The organism is Halomonas sp. AOP30-A1-24, from assembly GCF_052378165.1.
GTDB lineage: Bacteria > Pseudomonadota > Gammaproteobacteria > Pseudomonadales > Halomonadaceae > Vreelandella > Vreelandella citrativorans.
This window is the reverse complement of record NZ_JBQSXL010000017.1, coordinates 35,333-58,498: the sequence shown is the minus strand read 5'-3', so window position 1 is coordinate 58,498 and position 23,166 is coordinate 35,333. Positions and strand designations below refer to the sequence as shown.

At 51.7% G+C, this 23,166-nt stretch carries 20 protein-coding genes and 1 pseudogene; 16 read left to right on the top strand and 5 right to left on the bottom strand.

From position 1 onward, the window contains the following. Window positions 1–3 precede the first annotated feature (3 nt). The gene (gene tamB / locus ACT3TJ_RS11135) at window positions 4–4,338 is read left to right on the top strand and encodes an autotransporter assembly complex protein TamB (RefSeq protein WP_444621649.1); all 4,335 of its coding nucleotides are present in this window, start codon (window positions 4–6) and stop codon (window positions 4,336–4,338) included. Between the two features lies 1 nt (window position 4,339). Then, window positions 4,340–4,921, top strand: a complete 582-nt coding sequence (gene msrA / locus ACT3TJ_RS11130) for a peptide-methionine (S)-S-oxide reductase MsrA (RefSeq protein WP_444621648.1) — start codon at window positions 4,340–4,342, stop codon at window positions 4,919–4,921. Between the two features lie 58 nt (window positions 4,922–4,979). On the opposite strand, the gene can is transcribed toward msrA, so the two are convergent. Further along, on the bottom strand, window positions 4,980–5,627 hold the full coding sequence (can, locus tag ACT3TJ_RS11125; protein WP_087105449.1) for a carbonate dehydratase: 648 nt from the start codon (window positions 5,625–5,627) through the stop codon (window positions 4,980–4,982). Window positions 5,628–5,765: 138 nt separating this feature from the next. Here can and gorA point away from each other — a divergent pair, with 138 nt between their 5' ends. The 4 genes from gorA (at window position 5,766) to ACT3TJ_RS11105 (ending at window position 9,799) form a co-directional block, all read left to right on the top strand. After that, window positions 5,766–7,148 (top strand): glutathione-disulfide reductase, encoded by a 1,383-nt coding sequence (gene gorA, locus ACT3TJ_RS11120; protein ID WP_172116621.1) that lies wholly within the window; start codon window positions 5,766–5,768, stop codon window positions 7,146–7,148. Window positions 7,149–7,396: 248 nt separating this feature from the next. Beyond that, window positions 7,397–7,975 carry a diaminobutyrate acetyltransferase gene (gene ectA / locus ACT3TJ_RS11115; protein WP_172116622.1) on the top strand — a complete coding sequence of 193 codons (579 nt, stop codon included), beginning with the start codon at window positions 7,397–7,399 and terminating at the stop codon, window positions 7,973–7,975. 75 nt (window positions 7,976–8,050) lie between these two features. After that, the gene (gene ectB, locus ACT3TJ_RS11110; protein WP_444621647.1) at window positions 8,051–9,319 is read left to right on the top strand and encodes a diaminobutyrate--2-oxoglutarate transaminase; all 1,269 of its coding nucleotides are present in this window, start codon (window positions 8,051–8,053) and stop codon (window positions 9,317–9,319) included. An 84-nt stretch (window positions 9,320–9,403) separates the two neighbouring features. Further along, window positions 9,404–9,799 carry an ectoine synthase gene (locus ACT3TJ_RS11105; RefSeq protein ID WP_172116624.1) on the top strand — a complete coding sequence of 132 codons (396 nt, stop codon included), beginning with the start codon at window positions 9,404–9,406 and terminating at the stop codon, window positions 9,797–9,799. 141 nt (window positions 9,800–9,940) lie between these two features. Here ACT3TJ_RS11105 and ACT3TJ_RS11100 read toward each other — a convergent pair. After that, a pseudogene (locus ACT3TJ_RS11100) lies at window positions 9,941–11,897 on the bottom strand (oxidoreductase). A 143-nt stretch (window positions 11,898–12,040) separates the two neighbouring features. Between ACT3TJ_RS11100 and ACT3TJ_RS11095 the strand changes: the two are divergent. From ACT3TJ_RS11095 to yidD, 7 genes are all read left to right on the top strand, one after another. Next, entirely contained in the window at window positions 12,041–12,745 is a 705-nt protein-coding gene (locus tag ACT3TJ_RS11095; protein ID WP_444621646.1) for a TetR/AcrR family transcriptional regulator, read from the top strand. A gap of 310 nt (window positions 12,746–13,055) precedes the next feature. After that, window positions 13,056–13,892 (top strand): ATP-dependent zinc protease family protein, encoded by an 837-nt coding sequence (locus ACT3TJ_RS11090; RefSeq protein WP_172116627.1) that lies wholly within the window; start codon window positions 13,056–13,058, stop codon window positions 13,890–13,892. Between the two features lie 36 nt (window positions 13,893–13,928). Beyond that, on the top strand, window positions 13,929–15,452 hold the full coding sequence (locus ACT3TJ_RS11085; protein WP_172116628.1) for an inactive transglutaminase family protein: 1,524 nt from the start codon (window positions 13,929–13,931) through the stop codon (window positions 15,450–15,452). Continuing rightward, complete coding sequence (locus tag ACT3TJ_RS11080; RefSeq protein ID WP_193056403.1) at window positions 15,449–16,447, top strand: alpha-L-glutamate ligase-like protein; 999 nt, start codon at window positions 15,449–15,451, stop codon at window positions 16,445–16,447. Before ACT3TJ_RS11085 ends, ACT3TJ_RS11080 begins: the two co-directional genes overlap by 4 nt. A gap of 31 nt (window positions 16,448–16,478) precedes the next feature. Next, window positions 16,479–16,925, top strand: coding sequence for a Fur family transcriptional regulator (locus ACT3TJ_RS11075; RefSeq protein WP_444665739.1), 447 nt, complete (start codon window positions 16,479–16,481; stop codon window positions 16,923–16,925). 5 nt (window positions 16,926–16,930) lie between these two features. Beyond that, window positions 16,931–17,398 carry a phosphoribosyl-AMP cyclohydrolase gene (gene hisI / locus ACT3TJ_RS11070; RefSeq protein ID WP_172116631.1) on the top strand — a complete coding sequence of 156 codons (468 nt, stop codon included), beginning with the start codon at window positions 16,931–16,933 and terminating at the stop codon, window positions 17,396–17,398. 2 nt (window positions 17,399–17,400) lie between these two features. Continuing rightward, the gene (yidD, locus tag ACT3TJ_RS11065; protein ID WP_444665737.1) at window positions 17,401–17,736 is read left to right on the top strand and encodes a membrane protein insertion efficiency factor YidD; all 336 of its coding nucleotides are present in this window, start codon (window positions 17,401–17,403) and stop codon (window positions 17,734–17,736) included. Window positions 17,737–17,743: 7 nt separating this feature from the next. Here yidD and ACT3TJ_RS11060 read toward each other — a convergent pair whose 3' ends face one another. Continuing rightward, entirely contained in the window at window positions 17,744–18,160 is a 417-nt protein-coding gene (locus ACT3TJ_RS11060; RefSeq protein WP_193053557.1) for a SufE family protein, read from the bottom strand. A 92-nt stretch (window positions 18,161–18,252) separates the two neighbouring features. Further along, the gene (locus ACT3TJ_RS11055) at window positions 18,253–19,332 is read right to left on the bottom strand and encodes a tyrosine-type recombinase/integrase (protein ID WP_444621644.1); all 1,080 of its coding nucleotides are present in this window, start codon (window positions 19,330–19,332) and stop codon (window positions 18,253–18,255) included. 305 nt (window positions 19,333–19,637) lie between these two features. On the opposite strand from ACT3TJ_RS11055, the gene ACT3TJ_RS11050 reads away from it, so the two are divergent. From ACT3TJ_RS11050 to msrQ, 3 genes are all read left to right on the top strand, one after another. Continuing rightward, window positions 19,638–20,669: a DNA-binding protein gene (locus ACT3TJ_RS11050; protein ID WP_444621643.1), complete on the top strand. Its 1,032-nt coding sequence runs from the start codon at window positions 19,638–19,640 to the stop codon at window positions 20,667–20,669. A gap of 73 nt (window positions 20,670–20,742) precedes the next feature. After that, window positions 20,743–21,768 carry a protein-methionine-sulfoxide reductase catalytic subunit MsrP gene (gene msrP / locus ACT3TJ_RS11045; protein ID WP_444621642.1) on the top strand — a complete coding sequence of 342 codons (1,026 nt, stop codon included), beginning with the start codon at window positions 20,743–20,745 and terminating at the stop codon, window positions 21,766–21,768. Further along, a complete protein-coding gene (gene msrQ, locus ACT3TJ_RS11040; RefSeq protein ID WP_193056409.1) occupies window positions 21,768–22,388 on the top strand; it encodes a protein-methionine-sulfoxide reductase heme-binding subunit MsrQ in 621 nt (206 codons plus the stop codon). Before msrP ends, msrQ begins: the two co-directional genes overlap by 1 nt. A gap of 108 nt (window positions 22,389–22,496) precedes the next feature. Here msrQ and nfuA read toward each other — a convergent pair whose 3' ends face one another. Next, on the bottom strand, window positions 22,497–23,102 hold the full coding sequence (gene nfuA / locus ACT3TJ_RS11035) for a Fe-S biogenesis protein NfuA (protein WP_172116638.1): 606 nt from the start codon (window positions 23,100–23,102) through the stop codon (window positions 22,497–22,499). Window positions 23,103–23,166 lie beyond the last annotated feature (64 nt).

Here is a 23,166-nt window from a genome sequence, read left to right as displayed (position 1 = left end):
GCTTTGTCCCAGGTTGAATCTTCTACTTCTACGACGCGCCAACCATACTCATCCCGACACCGGGCGTGGTTATTGATCTGGAGCCTTATACGGCTGGCTATTGTTCTGCCACTTTGGTTATTTGGGTTAGTCGCACTGCTACTGGGTACGGCATTATCGCCTTGGGGGACTGATTTTTTATTCTCACAAGGGGAGAAGCGAGGATACTTTTCTTACGAGCAACAAGACGGCGCATTACTGGAACAATTTACGTTAAAAGGCTTTCATCTTGATCTAGGCAATCTAACGATCAGCATTGCTGACCTTGAGCTTGCCTGGGCCGATGATTGCCTCCTCTCTGGACGACTCTGCCTGGATACATTGCACGCTGATGGGTTAAATGTGCGCTTGAGTGCAGATGGCACGCCTGAAGAGCCACAAGCGTCGGGCGAGCCTTTCCGGCTACATCTGCCATTTCCTATCGAGCTGCGCTCGGTGGTTGTCAATAATAGCAATGTGCAGCTTGCGGATGGTACGCGTATTCAATGGGCATCATTTGAATCATCTGCCAGTGCCGCGTGGAGCAACGTTGATTTAGCGCCAACACATCTTGATCAGTTGACCATTTATTTACCGCCCTCAGCGGGTGTTCAGCTTACGCAGGGTGCTCAAACCTCACTAGCGGCTGAGGGCATTGACGGCGCCATTGCCGTGGCCACGCCTCAACCTCAAGAGAATGCCTTACCAGCTCCGTCACCCGAGCAACGCTTGGCTGACGGAGAGCGTATTGAGCTGCCCGAGATCGCTTTACCTGTCGATATAAGCGTGAGCGACCTGACAGTAACCGATGTACAACTGACAGGTGCCTTTGAATACGCTATCGAGCGCTTGCAGTTAGCGGGTAGCACAAAGGAAAGTAAGGTAGATATCACATCTTTTGATGTGGTGACCAAGGATGTTGAAGCCACTCTTGTAGGTAATGTGGGCTTAACCGGTAGTTATCCGCTGGAAGCGCAGTTAAATGCCGAGCTGTTTTTACCCGAACTTTATCCAGAATTAAGGGGGGAAAAACTGGCCCTTACGCTGTCCGGTCCGCTAAACAATCTACAGGCTGAGCTTAGTGCCTCAGACGTGGTAACCGCATCCCTTGCAGTAAGCGTAGATGCATTAGCACCCGACGTACCTTTCCATGCGCGGCTGCAAAGCGACCGGTTGCAATGGCCTTTAGTAGAAGCAGCGCCGCCAGCAGGCGAGAGTGCTCTTGAGCCTTATGTGATTGAAGCCGTTGACCTTACGGTAGAGGGGAGTCTTGAGGCTTACCGCACCGAGGTTAGCCTACGCGCGCAGGGCCCTCAGTTACCACCTACTCAGGTAACGCTTACTGGCGATGGAGACGTTGACCATTTTCAGTGGCAGCCTTTAGTTCTGCAACTGGGGGAAAACACGCTGCGCAGCGAGGGGCATGTCGATTGGTCAACACCTGATTTATCTTTCCAAGCGCGTTTGCAAAGTGAACGACTGCAATGGCCCTTGGTAGACGAACCTGCGGCCGACGGTGCGAGCGCTACCCAGCCGTATGTGGCTGAGGCGGTTAACCTGACGGTGGAAGGCAGCATGGAGGCTTACCATGCGGAGGTTAGTCTTGAGGCGCATGGCCCTGAGTTGCCTCGCGCTAGCGTTACACTGACAGGCGATGGCGATGCTAATCACTTCCGTTGGGAGCCGCTGGTTCTGCAGGTAGAAGAAAGCAGGCTGCGCAGCGAAGGGCGTATCCACTGGTTAGCGCCGCTAACGGTCGATGCACAGGTCTGGTTGGATCAATTTAATCCCGGCAATTTTGTTGACCAAATGGAAGGTAGCTTAACCGGCGATATTGATCTCAACGTGCGCCAGCTAGACGATGTATGGTCGGTTAGCGTGGCAAACATCGATATTGAAGGCAAGCTTCGCGATTATCCCTTGACCTTGCAGGCGGCGCTGGATGCTAACAGTAATCTGGAAATCGATATTCATCAACTTCAGTTCGCTCAGGGCAACAACCGACTTCACGCGTCAGGCCAGCTAAGCGAGCGGGCAATGTCCTTGAAGGCTGATATTGACCTACGTGAACTCAATACGCTCTCGCCTGAGTTGGGCGGTACATTAACGGGTAACCTGCAGGCCGGAGGTAGTTTTGAGCAACCTACCCTTGTTGCCGACTTGTCAGGCAGTGATCTGCGCTTCACCGACAGCCTTGTGCAGCAACTCTCGCTTAACGCTAATGTGCAGGGGCTTGAGGATCCAAGACTTGATGTTCAGCTAGGCTTGAAAGAGATTTTTGCAGGCGGGCAGGATCTTGAGGCCGTTGACCTGAACCTAACCGGCCGACTTTCCCAGCACCAGCTTGAAGCGACTGTGCAAGGTCAACCAGAGAGTCCATTAAGCCGTGCGGTAGTGGCGTTGAATGGTCGCTTTGATCAACAGCGCCACGTCTACCAGGGCCGTTTGACACCGTTGGAGATTGATTCCGAGGCGGGCACTATTCGCCTAGCGGAACCCTTGGACCTAAGCTATAACCTCGCCAATGGTCAAGCGCGTCTCTCCGCGTTTTGTTTGCGCCGTGAGGAAGGCGGGCTGGTGTGCTCTGAAGAGCCGATTAACGCCTCGGCTAACCAGGGCCATGCGGTGGTAAGCGTACGCGAAGTACCTATGGAAATGCTCGAACCTTTCCTGCCTGAAGAGTGGACGTTTGAGGGTGATACAACGGCCGATATGGTTGTTGACTGGCGTCAAGGTGGAGCGCGCTGGCAGGCTGATGTAGAGCTACTAAGCAATCTCGCCATTACCGCTGTTAACGATTATGGACAGCCGGTTCAGCTTCCTGCTATTGACCTCAATGTTCAGGTGCAAGCGAATCAAGCACAAGCGGACGCCAACATCGTACTCTCGTTTTCTGAGGCGGGAGAGCTAACCCTGGATCTTACCCTCGATGATCCGATGGGGCGGGGCACGCTAGATGGCGATCTACGCGCGAATAAACTGTTGCTTGAACCTTATCTACCCATGGCCATCGGCTTAGACCGTCTTGAAGGCGAGTTTGATGGGCGGGTGCTCATTGGCGGAACCACAAGCCAGCCAGATTTACAGGGTGCGTTAGCGTTGCGCAACCTGCATGTTCATGGGCCAGGTATCCCTGTTGACGTCCGTGATGGCGAACTTACGCTTTTATTTGATGGAGAGCAGGGGAATATCAATGGGTTTGTGGAAGCCGAAAAAGGTCGGCTTAACATTACCGGCGACAGCTATTGGCCAGCGCTAGATGATTGGCGTATCGGTGTCGATCTTGAAGCAGTTCAGGAGCCCGTCCTTCTGGTGCTGCCCCAATTTGGTCGTATAGAAGTCGCCCCGGATATTCGGGTACGTGTTACACCCGAGCATTTACAGGTGCGCGGTAATGTTGATTTACCGTGGTCCCGGCTTGTTATTGGTGCCAGATCTTCGTCCGCTATTGAGCCAAGCCCTGATGAGGTCATCATTACTGAGCGCGACGACCGCATGGCAGAAGAGGCCGCGCTAAGGGCCGCGGCAAATGGGGGGATTAGTAATTCGGAGGAGCTAGGCCAAACGGGCATGACGCTTGATGTATTGATTGACCTGACGCTAGGTCGCGATATGCATATTTCCGCTTATGGTCTGGAATCCGATTTGGGCGGGACACTTCAAGTTCGCCAGGATAGCGGTGGACTTCAGCTTTTTGGGGGTGTAAACTTGGTTGACGGGCGTTTCCAGGCCTTTGGGCAGGACTTGCTGATTCGCCGTGGCCAACTCCTGTTTAGTGGTCCACCATCGCTTCCCTCACTGGACTTTGAAGCAATACGTAATCCTGATAGAACAGAAGATAACGTTATTGCTGGGGTCCGCGTTACCGGAAGTGCCGCAGAGCCTAACGTCAGGATTTTCTCTGAGCCTTCCATGGGGGAAACACAAGCGCTTTCCTACTTACTGCGCGGGCGTAGCCAGGATTCAAGTGGTGGGATGGACAGCGCACTGACAACCGCGTTGATCGGAATGTCGCTAGGCCGTGTAGGTGGTGCTGTCGGCTCTATTGGGCAATCATTTGGCATTGATGACCTGGCGCTGGATACAACCGGCGCCGGGGATGAAAGTCAGGTTGCCCTTAGCGGTCAGCTGACCGAAGATATTAGAATTAGCTATGGTGTGGGAATTTTCTCGCCCATTGCAGAGCTAACCGTTCGCTATACGCTATGGCGTAACTTATACGTGCAAGCTGTATCGGGTACTAATCAGGCGATTGATTTGATTTATACTTTTACTCGCCGAGGCAACCCGGTGATTCAGCACGAAACGAATAGAGAGTGATATGACACGATTAACCGAGAACTATGTTCATACTATTAGCGGACACTCCCTGCAAGCGCAGTATCCTGAGGGTTATCAGGAAATCGTTCTGGGAATGGGGTGCTTTTGGGGTGTCGAGCGGCTCTTTTGGCAGCAACCAGGCGTATACGTGACTGCCGCAGGCTATGCGGGTGGCCAAACGCCTGATCCCGATTATGATGCAGTCTGCTCGGGGCGGACCGGGCACGCTGAAGTGGTTCGCGTGGTGTATGACCCCAACAAAACCGATATTGACGCCTTGCTCCAGATATTTTGGGAGCAACACGACCCGACCCAAGGCAATCGGCAGGGAAATGACATAGGCTCGCAGTATCGTTCTGTTATCTATACAACCACCGATGAACAGCAGCAGGCGGCTGAGCAGAGTGCCAAAGCGTACCAAAAGGCGTTAGAGGCGGCAGGTAAAGGTACTGTTACCACCGAGATAAAGCCGCTGGATACTTTCTATTTTGCAGAAGCGTACCATCAGCAATATCTGGACAAAAACCCTAACGGATACTGTGGCTTAAAAGGGACAGGGGTAACATGCCCCATTGGCGGGTAGGTAACGCGGTATTAGCAGGCAAAGGCGACTATTGCTTCGGGCAATCGTCGCCTGGGGCTTAATCGGTTGGCTGCACTCGATCAATGCGGTAAAGCGTTTCTACCTGATCCAGCCCAGTGACGGTGCATTTAAGGTCTTTAACACGACCATCGCTTAAGCCGTAGACCCAGCCATGTACTGAAATATTCTGGCCGCTTTGCCAGGCGCGCTGCAAAATTTTAGTGCGACATAAGCTTTTAACCTGTGCTTTAACATTAAGCTCACACATACGGTCAATTTGCTCATCCAACGGAAGGTGATCAAGCGAGTGGCGGTGGTGGTTATATTGCTCACGGACGGAGTGCAGCCAGTAATCAACGACACCGCACTCACCCCCCGTCACTGCCGCTCTAATACCGCCACAGCCGTAGTGCCCCACAATCATGATGTGGCTCACGTTAAGGACATCGACCGCATACTGCACAACAGAGAGCGCATTCATGTCGGTGTGATGTAAAAGGTTGGCGACATTGCGGTGAACAAACACTTCGCCTGGTGGCAATGAAATAATCTGATTAGCGGGAACCCGGCTATCAGAACAGCCTATCCATAAATAATCAGGATTTTGCTGATTAGACAGGCGCTTAAAATACTCGGGATCCTCTTCGCACATGCGTTCAGCCCAGGCACGATTATTTTCGAGGAGCGTCGCAATAGGGTCAGACATTGAGTCTCCGTATCGTTACATCGTCAGGTTAAGGCGAAATCAAGCAAGCGATGAAGGTTTTAACCTTCATCGCGACTAAGGTCAATAAGCATGTGCCGTCGGTTTCTTAACGCGCATGCCAATTTTTAGGAGCAAATAATGGTAGCCGATTCTGAGTATCAATATGACTTATTAGTGATTGGCGCAGGTTCAGGGGGCGTTCGCGCTGCACGCATGGCTGCAGCAACGGGTGCCAACGTCGCTATTGTGGAAGACCGCTATCTCGGGGGGACTTGTGTCAACGTAGGCTGCGTACCCAAGAAACTTTATGCCTATGCCGCACATTTTCATGACAGTTTTGATGACGCTGCAGGTTTTGGCTGGCAGCTATCCGAGCCGGCCACCTTTGACTGGGCCACATTGCGAGACAATAAAACAAGTGAAATTAAGCGTTTAAACAATATTTACCAACGCATGCTGGAGGGGGCTGACGTCACCCTGCTTAGCGCTCGCGGTCGACTGGTCGATGCGCATACGGTGGCGTTAGAAGATGAAAACGGCGTTACTCACGTGAGCGCAAAAAAAATACTATTGGCCACAGGTGGCTGGCCATGGGTGCCTGATTTCCCGGGTAATGAGCATGCGCTGGACTCTAACCAGGTGTTTGACCTGGACGAATTTCCCAAGCGTTTTATGGTCCTGGGCGGCGGGTACATCGCCGTTGAGTTTGCGAGTATTTTTAATGGCCTGGGCAGCGAAACGCATTTGATTTATCGTGGCGATCTATTTTTGAAACCCTTTGATCATGAAGTGCGTGAATTCACTCGTAAGGAAATGGATAAAAAAGGTGTCAATCTCCATTTCAACGCCAATATAGAGCGTATTGAAGCCATTGAATCCGGTTACAACGTTCATCTAACGACCGGCGAGACGTTAGAGGTAGACGTTGTACTGGCAGCAACAGGGCGTAAAGCCAATATTCAGGGCCTGGGCCTTGAAGAGCTGGGTATTCAGTTGGATGGCAACGGCAAAATTCCGGTTAACGCACATTATGAAACGCTGGTGCCGTCTGTGTTAGCGCTTGGAGATCTAACGGTTGGTCCAGAGCTCACCCCAGTGGCGCTGGCTGAAGCCATGCAGTTGGTGGATTATCATTTCAAAGACACCACGCCGACACGGCTTGATTACACCACGGTGCCTACCGCCGTTTTTTGTCAGCCCAATATTGGCACGGTTGGCTTAAGCGAGGAGGGCGCCCGCCAAAAGTTTACCAACATTCGGGTTTACTCCACGGAGTTCCGGGCGATGAAGCACACCTTGTCGGGAAGCCAGGAGCGCACGTTGATGAAGCTTATTGTTGATGACGCAACGGATATTGTAGTCGGAGCGCACATGGTAGGCGAAGAGGCCGGAGAAATTATTCAAGGCATTGCCATCGCCGTTAGAGCTGGTCTTACCAAACAGGATTTTGATCTCACCGTTGGTATTCATCCAACCGGTGCTGAAGAGTTTGTCACCATGCGGACTGTTACTCGGCAATAAACTGCCAGCAGCTTCCTAATGTGCAGTACATCAAGCGAGCCAGTGGCTCGCTTTTTTAATATCACTGTTTTTTAAAAGTTGGACTAAACTCATATTTTTATTTCGCCAGTGGCGATGTCAGTATTAAAAATACCAAGCCTAATATAACCGTAAATTATGGAAAACAGGGTGGTGGATAATATGGCTTTTGAATTGCTAATAATCAGCTGTTATAATGATGCTCAAATTCGCTACAGCGAAGCATAACCATGAATACGCCAATGCAACCTTTTACCCCTTCATCTGAGCTCGCACGACCCACCGTTGCCGACGCGGTCGTTGGGTTTTCAGAAGCGCCTCTCTATATCCGAAAGCCAAATGCAGAGGACGGTTGGGGAATATACGAGCTGGTAAAAGCGTGTCCTCCACTGGACGTTAACTCTGCTTACGCTTACTTGCTGTTAGCCACCCAATTTCGTGATACCTGCGCTGTTGCCACCAACGAAGAGGGCGAAATAGTCGGATTTGTGTCTGGCTATGTAAAAGACAACGCCCCCGATACCTATTTCTTATGGCAAGTAGCCGTAGGTGAAAAAGCACGCGGTACAGGGCTTGCCCGCCGCCTTGTTGAAGCCATCCTTTCTCGCCCTGAACTCGCCGATGTTCACCACCTGGAAACCACTATTACACCTGACAACCTGGCTTCCTGGGGACTGTTTCGACGTTTAGCCACTCGTTGGCATGCGCCGTTAAATAGCCGTGAATATTTCTCTACCGAACAGCTTGGTGGGGAGCATGACCCAGAGAACCTGGTTCGCATCGGCCCATTCCAAACTGATCACATCTGATTTTTCTTTTTCTATCCGTATTGCCACGATGTTCTCGACATCTCTCGGCTTAACGATGACACAAGGAGGTCGCCAATGAAGACCCAATCGCTTGAACGTATGGAATCTAATGTTCGTACCTATTCACGTTCATTTCCCGTTGTGTTTACCAAAGCGCAAAATGCTCGTTTAACCGACGAAAACGGTCGCGAATATATCGACTTTTTGGCGGGCGCCGGAACGCTTAACTACGGTCATAACAACCCGCATCTCAAGCAAGCCATGATTGACTACCTGTCTAGCGACGGTATTGTCCACGGTCTGGATATGTGGACGGCAGCTAAACGGGAATATCTCGAAACACTCGAAGAACTCATCTTTAAACCGCGTGGGCTGGATTATAAAGTTCATCTACCTGGCCCGACCGGGACGAATGCAGTTGAAGCGGCTATTCGTTTGGCACGCGTAGCCAAAGGTCGCCACAATATTGTGACGTTCACTAACGGTTTCCACGGTGTGACCATGGGGGCGTTGGCCACCACCGGCAACCGTAAATTCCGCGAAGCAACCGGCGGCATTCCGACGCAAGGGGCAAGCTTTTTACCCTATGATGGCTATATGGGAGAGCATGCCGATACGCTTGATTACTTTGAAAAATTACTGGGCGACCAGTCAGGCGGCTTGGATATTCCCGCAGGGGTTATTGTTGAAACCGTGCAAGGCGAGGGCGGTATCAACGTAGCAGGCTTGGACTGGTTAAAACGGCTTGAAAGTATTTGCCGTGAACACGATATTTTACTCATCGTGGACGATATCCAGGCAGGCTGTGGCCGTACCGGCAAGTTTTTCAGTTTTGAGCATGCCGGCATCAAGCCGGATATCGTCACTAACTCGAAGTCACTGTCTGGCTTTGGCTTGCCCTTTGCTCATGTATTGATTCGTCCAGAGCTGGACGTGTGGAAACCTGGCCAATATAACGGCACCTTCCGTGGCTTTAACCTAGCCATGGTAACGGCGACTGCCGCGCTTAAAAAATACTGGGCAAACGATACGTTTGAGCGCGACGTACAACGCAAAGCCCGCATCGTTGAAGAGCGTTTCCAGAAGCTAGCGGCGCTGTTGACTGAAAATGGTATCCCAGCTACCGAGCGCGGCCGCGGCCTGATGCGTGGTATCGACGTTGTTTCGGGTGACATCGCCGACAAGATTACCAGCGAAGCGTTTGCAAACGGCTTGATTATTGAGACAAGCGGCCAAGGCGGCGAAGTCGTTAAATGCCTCTGTCCGTTAACGATTAGCGACGAAGATCTGCTTGAAGCGCTGGATATTCTGGAAGCGGCTGTCAACACGGTTATCAACGGATAACCTGACGTTACTTTGGGTAGTTAACGAACCTTAACGATAAACTCAACGGCTGGTATCGCCAGCCGTTCAGGCATGGAGCATATTATGATCGTCCGTAGTCTTGAAGAAGCACGTAAAACAAGCCGACTGGTAACTGCTGAAAATGGTAACTGGGACAGTACCCGTTTGGTGCTTGCCGAGGATAATGCGGGTTTCTCTTTCCACATCACACGCATCTTCCCGGGCACAGAGACTCACATTCAGTATAAGCATCATTACGAAGCCGTTTTTTGCTATGAAGGCGAAGGTGAAGTCGAAACCCTGGCGGATGGCAAAATCTGGCCAATCAAAGCGGGCGATATTTATCTACTGGACAAGCATGACGAGCACCTTCTGCGCGGCAAAGAAAAAGGCATGACTGTGGCCTGTGTCTTTACACCGGCACTGAGTGGCAATGAGGTGCACCGCGAAGATGGATCCTATGCGCCGGCCGATGAGTAAACCTTAGTTATTTACCGCTTTTAAAGCAGCCTTGCTAACGCAGGCTGCTTTTTTGTGCCTGCGAGACTAGACGACCAAGAAAAGCACTAAACTAAAAATAGTGAGCCGGGTCGAAAACCGGCTCCCTTAAGTGCCAGGACCTTATAAGTCTTTGACGATGCGCAGGGCATCATAAATCGCGGCATGGGTATTGCGGTGCGAAATGGCATCCCCAATCCTGAACAGCTGGAACTTGCCTTCGGTAGCGATAGGCTGCGGTGTGCCTACAATGAGGTTGTCATAGTTGACGGCCCCTTGGTTGCTCGACAGCGGCTTCAGCTCTTCATATAGATCGGCCATAGGCAAGGTGCCGAAATTGACGACGACTTGGTCTACGCGCCGCTCTTTAGCAACGTTTGTGTAATCGCTGCTGACCAAGGCAACGAGTTCACTGCCATCGCGCTTAATGCCGGTCAGGCGGAAGGTGGGGGTGAACGTGGTATCCAGCATTTGTAACGTACGCATGTAAGGCACCAGGTTCATGGCCATGACCTCCGGCGCCAAGGCGCGGTCGGCTGTCATGTATTCGACCTTACCGCCTGCTTTGGCAATAATCTCAGCCGCTTGCAAGGCGGTATGGTCGCCTGCATCGTCATACACCAGCACGTTGCTGCCTGGCGCCACATGGCCTGAGAGTAAATCCCAACCGGTGACGGCCAGCTCATTGCCCTCTTGAAGCGCCTCTTCGTTAGGCTGCCCGCCCGTTGCCACAATGACCACATCCGGCGCTTCGGCGAGTACTTCATCCTGTTCGGCAAAAACATTGAAATGAAATGTTACGCCCATGGCCTGACAGCGCTCAAAGCGCCAGTCGATGATTCCCATCATTTCTCGACGACGCTCGCTCTGTGCCGTTAAACGAATTTGCCCGCCGGGGGTATCTGCTGCTTCAAATACGACGACTTCGTGACCGCGTTCGGCAGCCACGCGGGCGGCTTCCAGCCCGCCGGGGCCTGTGCCAACGACCACTACCTTACGTTTGGTATTGGCGAGAGGGATGGTATGGGGCATGGTGGTTTCACGTCCAGTCGCGGCGTTGTGAATACAGTACACCGCGCCGCCCTGGTAGATGCGGTCCAGACAGTAATTGGCGCCCACGCAGGGACGGATCTCTTCTTCACGGCCTTCGATGACTTTTTTCATTAGGTGTGGGTCGGCCATATGAGCACGAGTCATGCCGATCATATCGACCTTGCCGGTGGCAATCGCATGACGAGCCGTCGCAACATCCTGAATTTTAGCCCCATGGAAAGTGGGGAAGTCGACTTCATGCTTAATCTCGCCTGCAAAATCCAGATGTGGCGCGCTGGGCATGCCTTGGATAGGAATCACGTCCGTCAGACCCGGATCGGTATCAATATGCCCTTTAACGACATTAAGAAAATCTACCAAACCGCTGTCTTTCAAACGGTGCGAAATGGTCATGCCATCACGGGCATCGAAGCCCCCGGGTAAGCACTCATCACCGGTATAACGCACGCCAAGTAAGAACTTCTCACCAACACGCTCACGGATGCTTTGGAGCACTTCAAAGGTAAATCGTAGCCGGTTGTCCAGGCTGCCGCCATAAGGCGCATCAAGCTCGTTGGTTAAGTTCGGCGGCGTCGGTGTAATCCTTGATTAATCGCTCAATATCCCAAAGCTCGGCTCTTTTCGGATAAGCACGATGAGATGCTTCCCGATGATTGGAGGCTGATACCGCCGGTAGCCAATCTCCTTTGTCCCACCGGGTGCGGCGACCCAGGTGCGTTAGCTGAATCATTACCGCCGTACCGTGTTCGTGGCACGCCTCGGTGAGGTCGCGCATCCACGGCACCACCTCATCTTTATAAGCCAAAATATTGTTAAACACCGGCGGGGTGTCTCGGGAAACCGCTGCCGACCCAGCAGTCATGGTCAGGGCAATACCTGCTTTGGCACGTTCAACATGATAAGCCCGGTATAACTCTTTAGGCATGCCATCTTCGGGGTAAGCTGGTTCTTGAGAAGTCAGCATTACCCGATTTTTCAGCGTTAAATGTTTTAGTTGTAACGGCTGTAGCAAAGGGTCGTTTTTCACGGTCGTCTTCCCTTGTTGTTTTGATGGTTGACACAAGCTAGCCTTCACTGTACATATTTGTCAATATATATGACAGTAGTGTACATTAAAATGACAAGCTTGCTGTATGATCGATTGCATCGCCATGGCAAAGAGAGAAATACGTGAAAAACGGACGCGCCACGATTAACCAAACTGCTTGGATTGATGCTGCTTACGAGCTACTGACAGCCTCGGGAGTCAGCGCCGTCAAGATCGTACCGTTAGCAAAGAAGTTAAAAACATCACGCACCAGTTTTTACTGGTTATTTAAAGACCGTGAAGAAGTGCTTGCTGCACTACTGGAGCGGTGGGAGCGACAAAATACCCAGGCCTTAGTTGAGCAATCGGAGAAATATGCATCTTCCATCGTGGAAGCCACGCTCAATATCTTTGATTGTTGGTTTGACCCGGCGGTATTTGATTCTGAATTTGAGTACGCCGTTAGAAGCTGGAGCCTGCAAGATCAAGCGGTTGCTGAGCGCGTTAGCCAAGCCGATAGCGTGCGGCTACAAGCGCTGCAAGACATGTTTATTCGCTATGGCTATGACGTGCTGGAAGCTGATACCCGTGCACGCACGGTGTATTTGATTCAGATCGGCTATATCTCGATGCATACCCAGGAGACCCAAGATACGCGGATCGCCCGAGTGGCTCAGTACATCAATATTTTTACTGGGCAGATGTGCACCCATGCTGATCTTGAGCGGTTTGCTGCGCGCCATAGAGCGCGGTTTACGCCCGAAGAGATGGCGGCTCAACAAGAGATGACAGATGAAACCGACATTAACGCTCGGCATTATCGGGGGGTGACCACGTTAAAAAGCTGAAACGATAATCTGGGCTTGTCTGCAGCATAAATGTCATCTTCGCGGTCGGAACCGGTCCAGGAGGAAGCAATCGGCATCTGGTTATGTAAGAATGTGTACGCTAAAGCCATTGGGGTCCAAAAATCAAAATGTTAGACGGATATATGCCACCTTAAGTGTTTTATGTGGAAATTAACAATCTAGATGTTCGCATAATATATATTATGTTAAATGGTAGATTAGGTAGCTTCTAAAAAGTTAATACGGCGTTGGACAACCGGTCTAGCTTCTCCTTATTATTCCTTTTTAATTTTCAAGGATGTCTCTCGTTATGCGCCCAGGTGTTTTGTGGCTGATGGCTGGTTTATCACTTCTATTTTCTGGCTGCGCCCTTCAGCAACCAGATTCTAATGAGCCACCGTTATTGAACGAGGTATCATTCAATACTCGAATGCTCGAGCTACAGGATGCATTAGGGCAACAATGCAGTGCCAATGCTCAGCATCAGGCGCAACAACTCAGCCAGCAGCAGGTGCTTACCGCTGATGTTCGTGAAGTGGGTAGCCTGCTACGCCTTTTACGCGGTGATATAAAGGAGCTTGAAGCTCGGGGTGACGAGCCCATCATTATCCGCGAAGAGTGTGAAGTGGACACCACGCTAGATATGAAAACCATGCTGGGACGTAGCGAATGGGTTGGCCTGCCAGGTGTAGGTACCTATTTAAAAGCACGCGTGGACTCCGGTGCAGAGACGTCATCATTATCGGCCTCCGACATTACGCGCTTTGAGCGCGATGGCGAAGATTGGGTGCGCTTCAAGCTGGCACTGACTGAGGATGATAGTGTCGTGGAGTCATTGCGTAACGAGTGGATCGAGGCACCTGTTCAACGGCGTGTACGCATTGTTCAAGCGTCTGGTGAAGAGTCTCGCCCCGTTGTCTCTCTATTAATGACGCTCGGTCCTATTCGTGAAAACGTCGAATTTACGCTGAATGATCGTACCCACCTCGATTTCCCCGTATTGCTAGGCCGCCGTTTCTTAATGGATATTGCTATTGTTGATGTGGCGCAAACCTACTTACATGAGCGTCCAGAATTTCCCGGCGGTGACCCTGCTGAACAAGCCGCTGAAGATGAAGCGGTCGACCAAGACGATATCGAAGAGTAAAAGCTCCCCTGCCGCTTTTCGCTGAAAGGAATTTTAATGTCACGCCTTCCGTTTTATATCATTGTAGGTCTACTTCTTGTGGCAGGTATTGCCACCAGTGTGCATAGACATCTTCATTTTGAAATTCCTTGGGTACCAGGCGAGCAGCGTCAGGTATGGGAAATTGAGGCCGTTATCAATTTCAATGCCCAGAATGGCCCCGTAAAAGTGGACTTAGCGCTGCCCACCCAGCAGGCAGGCTTTCGTGTACTGACCGAAAATACCGCTTCTTCTGGCTATGGTTTAGCCTACCAGACGGATGATTTCGGGCGCCAAGCCGAATGGACCATTCGGAATGCTGCTGGCAGCCAGCAGCTCTATTATTCGGTGCAAATGCTGGTATCACCAGGTTCCCGCCCGCCGGTACAAGCACCGCCAGGGCTGGTGTCGAGCACGCCCTGGGAAAGTCCTTATGATTCAGCAGCTACCCAGCTAATTGATAGAGCGTGGGCCAGAAGTGCAAATAATGCGACCTTTGCGCGTGAGCTAATTCTTGATGTAAATGGCGAGCGTCAGGGCGAAAATGCCCGCTTACTGCTTACCCAGGAAACGCCGTCAGCTCTCATCGTGCGCTTGCTAAATCAAGCGGGTGTACAAGCACGAGAAGTCAGCGGACTACTACTGGAAGATGGGCGCCGGCGTCAACTATTAAGCAGTTGGATTCAGGTATTTGATGAGCCTGCAGAAAGCTGGAATATATTCGACCCCGCAACGGGCGAGGAAGGCCAGCCCGAGAACCTGCTGCTCTGGGAAACAAGTGGTCGGGCGGTGCTTGAAGTTCAAGGCGGTACAAACTCGCGGGTTAGCTTCTCTATGCTAACGCACCATCAGCCAGCGTCTGCTGCTGTGCGCAACCACTTTTCTGATGATACGCTGCTGAACTTCTCAATCCATAGCTTGCCGCTTGAAGAACAAGCTCTTTTCCAAACGATTCTGCTGATTCCTATTGGCGCTTTGGTCGTTGTGTTTTTGCGTGTATTGGTCGGGGTGAAAACATCAGGCACGTTTATGCCTGTTCTGATCGCCCTCGCCTTTATACAAACCACCCTGCTGACGGGTTTGATTGGCTTCCTGCTGATCGTGGCTGTTGGCTTGGTTATTCGTAACTACCTGTCTTATTTGAATTTATTGTTGGTGGCGAGAGTGTCGGCGGTCATCATAACGGTCATCGCGATTATCTCGATCTTTACCGTATTGGCTTACCGTATGGGTCTAAGCGCGGGGCTCACTGTCACCTTCTTCCCCATGATTATCCTGGCCTGGACGATTGAGCGGATGTCGATCCTCTGGGAAGAAGAAGGCCCAAAACAGGTCATTATTCAGGGGGGCGGCAGCTTGTTGACAGCCGTGCTCGCATACCTTGCCATGAACAACCCTTGGGTGCGTCACATCACCTTTAACTTCCTGGGTGTTCAGCTGATTTTAATGGCGCTTATTCTGATTTTGGGTAACTACACCGGCTATCGTCTGCTGGAGTTACGCCGCTTCAAGCCGATTACTGATGACGAGAAGCCGTCATGAGTTGGCTCAACAACTGGACATGGCCTAGCCGCCTGCGCGACAAAGGCATTATCGGCATGAATCGGCGCAATATTCGCTATATTGGCCGGTACAATTCACGGCGCCTTTACCCGTTGGTGGATGACAAGCTCAAGACTAAACTTTTGGCGCAAGAGTATGGCATTACCACGCCGGAACTTATTGGTACGGTAACCACGCAGTTTGGCGTTCAGCATATTGGCGATATGCTGACAGGTCATGATGGTTTTGTTATCAAACCTGCCAAAGGCAGTGGCGGTAAGGGTATCCTGGTTATCGAAAAGGTAGTTGATAATCAGTTTGTTAAACCCAGCGGAGCGCATTTAACGCTTGAGGCTGTAGAGCGTCATGTCTCTAATATTCTTTCAGGGCTTTACTCCCTGGGCGGCTCTCCGGATGTAGCTGTCATTGAAACGCTGATTAATTTTGAAGAAAGCCTGATGGCATATACCTACGAAGGTGTGCCGGATATTCGGGTCATCGTTTTCAAGGGCTACCCCGTCATGGCGATGATGCGCTTATCAACGGCGGCCTCCGATGGCAAAGCCAACCTGCACCAGGGAGCGGTCGGTGTTGGATTGAATATTGCCACCGGAGAAGCGCTTCGCGGCGTGCAGTTTGACCGCCCTTGCTTCAACCACCCGGATACCGGGCATGACCTGGCAAGCCTGGCGGTCCCCCAGTGGGACACCCTGCTAAATCTGGCGGCGGGTTGCTATGAAATGACCGGATTAGGCTATTTGGGAACCGATATGGTGCTGGACAGGCAACATGGGCCCATGCTGCTTGAGCTGAATGCACGCCCGGGCCTTGCGATTCAAATGACCAACGGAGAGGGTTTGCGTCGTCGGCTTGATCTCATCGAGCGTCAACCAGAAGGGGTGCCAGTTGCCGAGCGTGTCGCGTTTGCTCAGCACCACTTTGCTCGCAAGAGTGAGCTAACAGAAAGCCCTGACACAACTATCGCAAGCGCGTAGACTAAGCTGATGACGTTTACTGAGTGCACCAATGACTGAAGCGAATACGCTACTTCAACAAGCGGAATCACAGTGTCACAGCCGCGGCGTTCGATTTACCCCCATTAGACGCCGCGTGCTTGAGTTGATTGCTCACAATGGCGGCGGTTTAAAAGCCTATGACCTGTTGGATCAACTTTCAACCGAGCATGCGGCTGCCCGCCCTCCTACGGTTTATCGAGCGCTGGAATTCTTGATTGACCAAGGATTGGTGCATCGTATCGAGTCGCTAAACGCCTATGTGGCATGCGCCTGTCCTGAACATATTCATGGGTTCCAACTGCTGATTTGCCGTCAATGTGGTTACGTCGAAGAACTGCATTTGGATGAAGTCAGCGATCAGCTGTCAGCCTTTGCCAGCCGGCAAGGCTTTAGTGTTGAGCGACAGACGATTGAGTTGCAAGGCCTTTGTCAAAACTGTCGAGCCAAGAGTGAATAATAGATATGTCTCGTTTTGATCAACTACCGGCTGATACGTTATTCAAGGCACTTGAGGCGGCAACGCCACAAGATAGATTACCCGCCACCACGACGTTATTGGATGCTGTTAGATTTAACGCGGAAGGTTTATTGCCTGCTATCGCTCAACAGTATGACACCAAAGAAGTGTTAATGATGGCCTGGATGACGCGTGAAGCGCTAGAGGAAACGCTGAGCACGCATCGCGTTTGCTACTATTCGCGTTCACGCAACAAGCTCTGGCGTAAAGGCGAGTCATCCGGACAGCAGCAGCATCTTAAGTCGGCGGCTCTGGATTGTGATGGCGATACATTGCTGCTACAGGTAGACCAGACAGGTCCTGCTTGCCATACCGGCCGCCGAAGCTGCTTTTATCTGTCGCTAACCAGCGCCGATGCCACTATTAATAGTGAACCGCTTATTCACCCGGATGAGCTTTACGGTAACCGCTAGTCATGCGCTGGGTGCATTATATATTAGGTGCTTTACGCAAGCTGGCGGTTTTAGTGATGGTTGGCGCGGTGCGTGCCTACCAATACCTTATTAGTCCCCTGCTCGGGCCTCGCTGCCGATTTTGGCCAAGCTGCTCCTCCTACACCATTGAAGCCCTTCAGGTGCACGGCCCTGTCAAAGGCGGCTGGATGGCTATCAAGCGAATCCTAAAATGCCATCCTGGCAACCCTGGTGGCATGGACCCTGTTCCCGGTGGGCGTAGTGAGCAACTTTGTAAAGAGGACGACGAGTCGCCGCCCTCTCCTTCATGCTGTCATCAACATCAACATCAACGTTAATGCCGTATTAGGCTTGCTGCGCCACTTGGTAAATACGCTCAAGCATGGCGTGGAGGCCATTGCTGCGCGTGGGGGAAAGATGTTTATCCAGCCCAAGATCCGCTAAAAAGTGCGGTTCGGTAGTGCGGATTTCAGCCGCTGTGCGCTCGCTATAGATGCGTAACAGCACCGCAATCAGCCCAGAAACAATTGCCGCATCAGAGGTAGCGCTAAAGACCAGCGTGTCGCCCTGCTGTTCATGGCGCATCCATACATTGGATTGGCAGCCCTGAATTTTATACTCCGCAGTTTTGCAGGCCTCTGGAAAATCAGGAAGCTGCTTGCCCATATCGATAATGTATTGATATCGGTCCATCCAGTTATCAAACATTTCAAACTCTTCGATTAGCTCTTGCTGGGCCTGCTCGGCGCCGGAAGTGCTCATACTCGTTCCTTTTCATATTCGATTTAAAAGCGTCAGACTATTATACGGGTTCAAGGTGGCTTGCGTGGATAGCTTTGTCAGCCTGACGTGCCTTATGGCGTAAGCCGGTGACGTTGCTGTTCACGGTGCCACTCGTTATCTTCGGTGTGCAGGTAGCGCGACGTGGTGTCCAACCGTGCATGGCGGGCGCTTTCTGCCAAGTGACGCAAGCTAATACCCGCTTGAGCCTGGTGCGTGATCGAGGTGTGCCGCAGCCAGTGCGGTGTTGCCTTGCGCAGCGCAGCCAGATAGGCGGGCGCCCCCTCTTCAGCTTCAAGCACGTCGGCCGCTTCTGCAAAGGTTTCACGAATCAGCCGGTAAAGTTGATTATCACCAATACCCCGCTTTCCATCCAGCGCTCGGATAGCAGGCGTCTCGTCAAACTGCATGGGCAATCCATCAAGCCCAAGCGCTTGTCGCCAATCAGCCAAACATGCCTGCATATCATCAGGCACAGGGACGCGAGCAAGCTTGCTGCCTTTGCCCACCACGGACCACCACCAGCGCCCTTCTGATTGGGAAAAATCACCCATGCGGGTGCCCGCCATTTCGCTAATACGCGGTGCTAATAAGTAGGCAAAGCCAAAAATAAACCGGCGTCGGGCCTGTTCATACTCGACGCGACTTCCCTTCCCGTCACTCATTGGCTTATTAAGCCAACACCAAAACCACTCCCATAGCTCACGTTCCAGATAGCGCTCAATACGCGGTGACTGATTATTTAAGCGGCGAGATTTATCGCGCATCAACCGAAACGGGTTATGGCTAACCCATCCTGCTTCTACCAGCCAGCTAAACAGCCCCTGCAAAATAATCAAACTTTGTCGGCGGCTGGCGGGTGATAACGCTCCACGAAATGGCCGCCACTCCGGGTGGTAACGAGGTTTTGAAGGCCCAACCCAGTGCTGGGCGGGCTGCGGGTCTGCCAAGAATGCTTCAAATTGGCGCAGCGTTTCCCGGTTCATCGCTTCCAGCGTTAAGTGCTGGTGGTCAAGCCAAAGCAACAGTCGCTCGGTTTCACGCCGGTAGCTTTTCCAGGTTTGCGGGCTGTCCTGATACTCGGCAAGCCATGCAGCAACGGCCTGAGCGTCTGTATGCGCATTAATGTGTGATGACTGAAATGGCAGCTCCACTACAGCGCCTGACGCTTGTATGCCGCCCTTCTGTCCGGCAATTACGTCCATTTGATCATAAACATACTGATACCTATCTCGATAACGCTACCTGGCTCTATTTTAGCCTGCATCGCTATGCCGCTGTTTGCTAAGGGATAAGTATGATGCCGGGCGTGTATAAATTCAAGATTATAAGAGTAATCTTGAATTTATGTGCTTAATGATAAATAAAATTACGTAATACATATAACGTAATTATTGTATTTATAAGCCATTACGCGGAAAATAGAACGATTCAATAGGCAATATCAGGAAGAGACAGCATGGCGCGCAGTGGCATTCAGTACAGTGACGTACAGCATGCAATCGATACGCTTCTTACCCGTGGCGATACGCCCAGCGTGCAACGAATCCGCGAGGTGTTGGGTACCGGCAGCTTTACGACGATTAGCGAGCACTTCCGCTATTGGCGCACCGAGCGCGAACAGAACCGCGACGTTCCTCCACCTAAAGGTGTCCCTGAGGTAGTTGTTAATGTCGCCAGTGAGCTATGGCGTGAAGCGCAAGAAGTCGCCAATCAGGCGCTGCTGCACTACCGCGAAGAGGCGAATCGACAAGTCGAAGAAGCCCAACAGCTGGCTGAGAATGCCGAACAGTTAGCCGCGAACGCCGAACAGCGCGAAAGCGCCCTGGCGGAACACTTCCGCCATACCGAGCAGCGTCTTGAAGCGCTTAACCGTGAGCTGGCCGCAAACCAGGCCAAAGAGCAGCATTGGCAGCAGGCTGCCACTGAGGCGCATGAGGAAAACCAGCAGTTAAAAAAAGCGAATGAAGCCTTACACCAGCATAATGAGGCCCTTGGCCAGCAACATGCCGCTGCGTTAAAAGAGCAACAGAGCGCATGGGAAAAACGCCTGGCCCAAGAAGAGCAGCGCAATGAAAATGCCGAGGGAAGATTGATGGCGATGCTGGATGAGGCTCGCCAGGAGCGTGCTCAGGAAGAAAAAGCCTCGCAAAAGCGGCTCCAGCAGAAGCAGCAACGCATCGAGGCGTTAACGGAGGAGCTAAAGCAGAATCGCGGCGATCTACTAAAACAGCAGACTCAGGCAAACCAATATGCCCAGCAGGCAAAAGAACAGGAGCAGCACATCGCCACCCAAGAAGAGCGCATTGCATCGCTCACTCAGCAATTGGAAGATGCTCAGGAAAACAACAAACAGCAGCGAGAGCAGATGAAACGTGAGCGCGAATGGCAGACCACAATGGGTCAACAAATGACGGCGTTACAGCAGCAACTTTCTGAACTACCTGCTTCGATAAACGTCAGAGAAAGGCAGTTGAACGAGAATGATTGAATGACGTCGACACCGGCTATCCTGCCGACATCATTTAACCAGCCGATGGTTGTTGACCGGCAGGAGCATCACCATGCTGATTAAAATTGCTAAATCTGGTGACTTACATGAATCAGAGATCACCCCTGAGTCGATTTACTTATCACGCCGACGTTTTATGGGCGGACTCGCGGGCCTCGGAGCAGGGCTGGCATTAGCAGGCCACGCCTCAGCCAGTGAGCAAATGCCTGACTACAACGATGTTCCCGAAGGCGATGCGCCTGAATGGTTTAAGGCCAAACGCGATGCGGCCGAGTGGCGGGCAGTTGTGCCTACTGACCCGAGCCAGGACAAAATGGCCCCTTATGCGGATGCCAGCAGCTACAACAATTTTTTTGAATTTGGTACCGGTAAAAGCGACCCCTCACGCAAAGCGGGCTCGCTGGTGGCTAAGCCTTGGAGCGTAGTGATTGATGGTGAGGTCAATAAGGGTGGGCGCTTCGCCCTTGAAGATCTCGTCAACCCTTCCCAGTTTGAAGAACGCATTTACCGGCTACGCTGTGTTGAAGCCTGGTCGATGGTTATTCCTTGGCTAGGTATTTCGCTTGCCGAGGTTATTCAACGCGCAGAGCCGACGTCAAAAGCCAATTACGTGCTCTTTGAAACGCTAGTAGATCCTGAGCAAATGCCTGGGCAAGGCTCCGCTTTTGCCCTAATCGACTGGCCCTATGTAGAAGGACTACGCCTTGATGAGGCAATGCATCCGCTAAGCTTTCTAGCGATGGGCATGTATGGACGAGAGCTACCTAATCAAAACGGCGCACCGCTTCGCCTAGTGGTGCCATGGAAGTATGGCTTTAAAAGCATTAAATCGATTGTGCGCATTTCACTGGTTGAAGAAGAGCCACTCAATTCCTGGCAGCAAATCGCTGCCAATGAATATGGCTTTTACGCCAACGTGAACCCTGAAGTCGATCATCCTCGTTGGAGCCAGGCCACCGAACGCCGTTTACCGAACAGCCTCTTCAATACCAATATCATCGACACGCGTATGTTTAATGGTTATGCCGATGAAGTCGCTGACTTATACGCAGGCATGGATCTTCGGGTTCACTACTGATGCCGGCTTATTTTATGACGCTATGGCGTATAGGCGTTTTCATTTTCGCCTTGGCGCCCTTGGGCTGGTGGAGTTTGCAAGTAGCTAACAACCTGGCGGGCCCAGAGCCTGGGCGCTATTTGCTGTTAAATATTGGCCAAGGCGCACTATGGCTATTGTTGCTTACCTTAAGTCTTACGCCTCTGACCCGCCTGACACGCTGGAAAGGTTTTAGCGTTATTCGCCGCCAGCTGGGTCTGTGGACGCTGGCCTATGCATTTTTGCATTTCGTTTGTTACGCGTTATTTATTCTGGGACTTAATTGGACGCAGCTAGGCAGTGAGATCGTTAAACGGCCGTATATTATTGTGGGCATGCTTGCCCTGCTGGGTTTGGTAACGTTAGGCGCTACGTCTAACCGTTGGGCCATGCGTAAACTGGGCAAGCGCTGGAAAACGCTCCATAAGTTTAGCTACGTTATTTTGGTGCTGGTGTTGCTGCATTTCTTGTGGATAGTACGCGCCGACATGCAGGAGTGGTTTTTATACGCGATGGCAGGCGCACTGCTGATGTGCCTGCGCATTCCGGCCATATCGCGCATGTTGCCCAAGGTACGCCAACGAATAAAGCATTCCGCGTAACGAATCTTAAAGACTCCTTATCCTTGTACAACACGTATCCCGTATACGTTTGGATAAAACGCAAAAACCCAGCCATAAGGCTGGGCTCGAATCAAAGCACGGCTTTATTTAGCGGTAATAAGCGTTGGTGTTATCGGTATGGTCTGTCACATCACGAATACCGGCAAGCTCAGGAATGCGTTCCATCAGCGTTTTTTCGACGCCGTCTTTAAGCGTTAAATCTACCGCTGCACACCCTTGGCAACCGCCGCCAAAGGCCAGAATGGCCATTTTTTGCTCGGTTAACTCAATCAGCTTGATCTCACCGCCATGCGCCGCCAAGCCAGGGTTAATCTCGCTATACAGCACGTAATTAATACGGTCCTCAAGCGGGCTGTCAGCATTTACCTTGGGCATCTTGGCGTTGGGTGCCTTGATGGTCAGCTGCCCCCCCATACGATCAGCATTGAAATCGACCACGGCTTCTTCTAAAAACGCCAGGCTGTTTTTATCAAGAAATACGTTGATCTTTTCAAGTTCAAGCGTAACGTCAGCGGGTTCTTCTTCGCCCGGACGGCAGTATGCAAGGCATGTCTCTGCATACGGCGTGCCCGGTTGGGTAATGAAAATACGCACAGCGATACCTTCAACGTTTTGCTTTTCAAGCAATTCCGCAAGGTACTCTTGGGCGCTATCGGTAATGTCGATACCTGGTGCTTCGGTAGTCGTGGTCATGAGGCTATTTTCCCTCCCGTGAACAGTGGCAATACCACTTCACATGTCATTTTATTGCTATGGT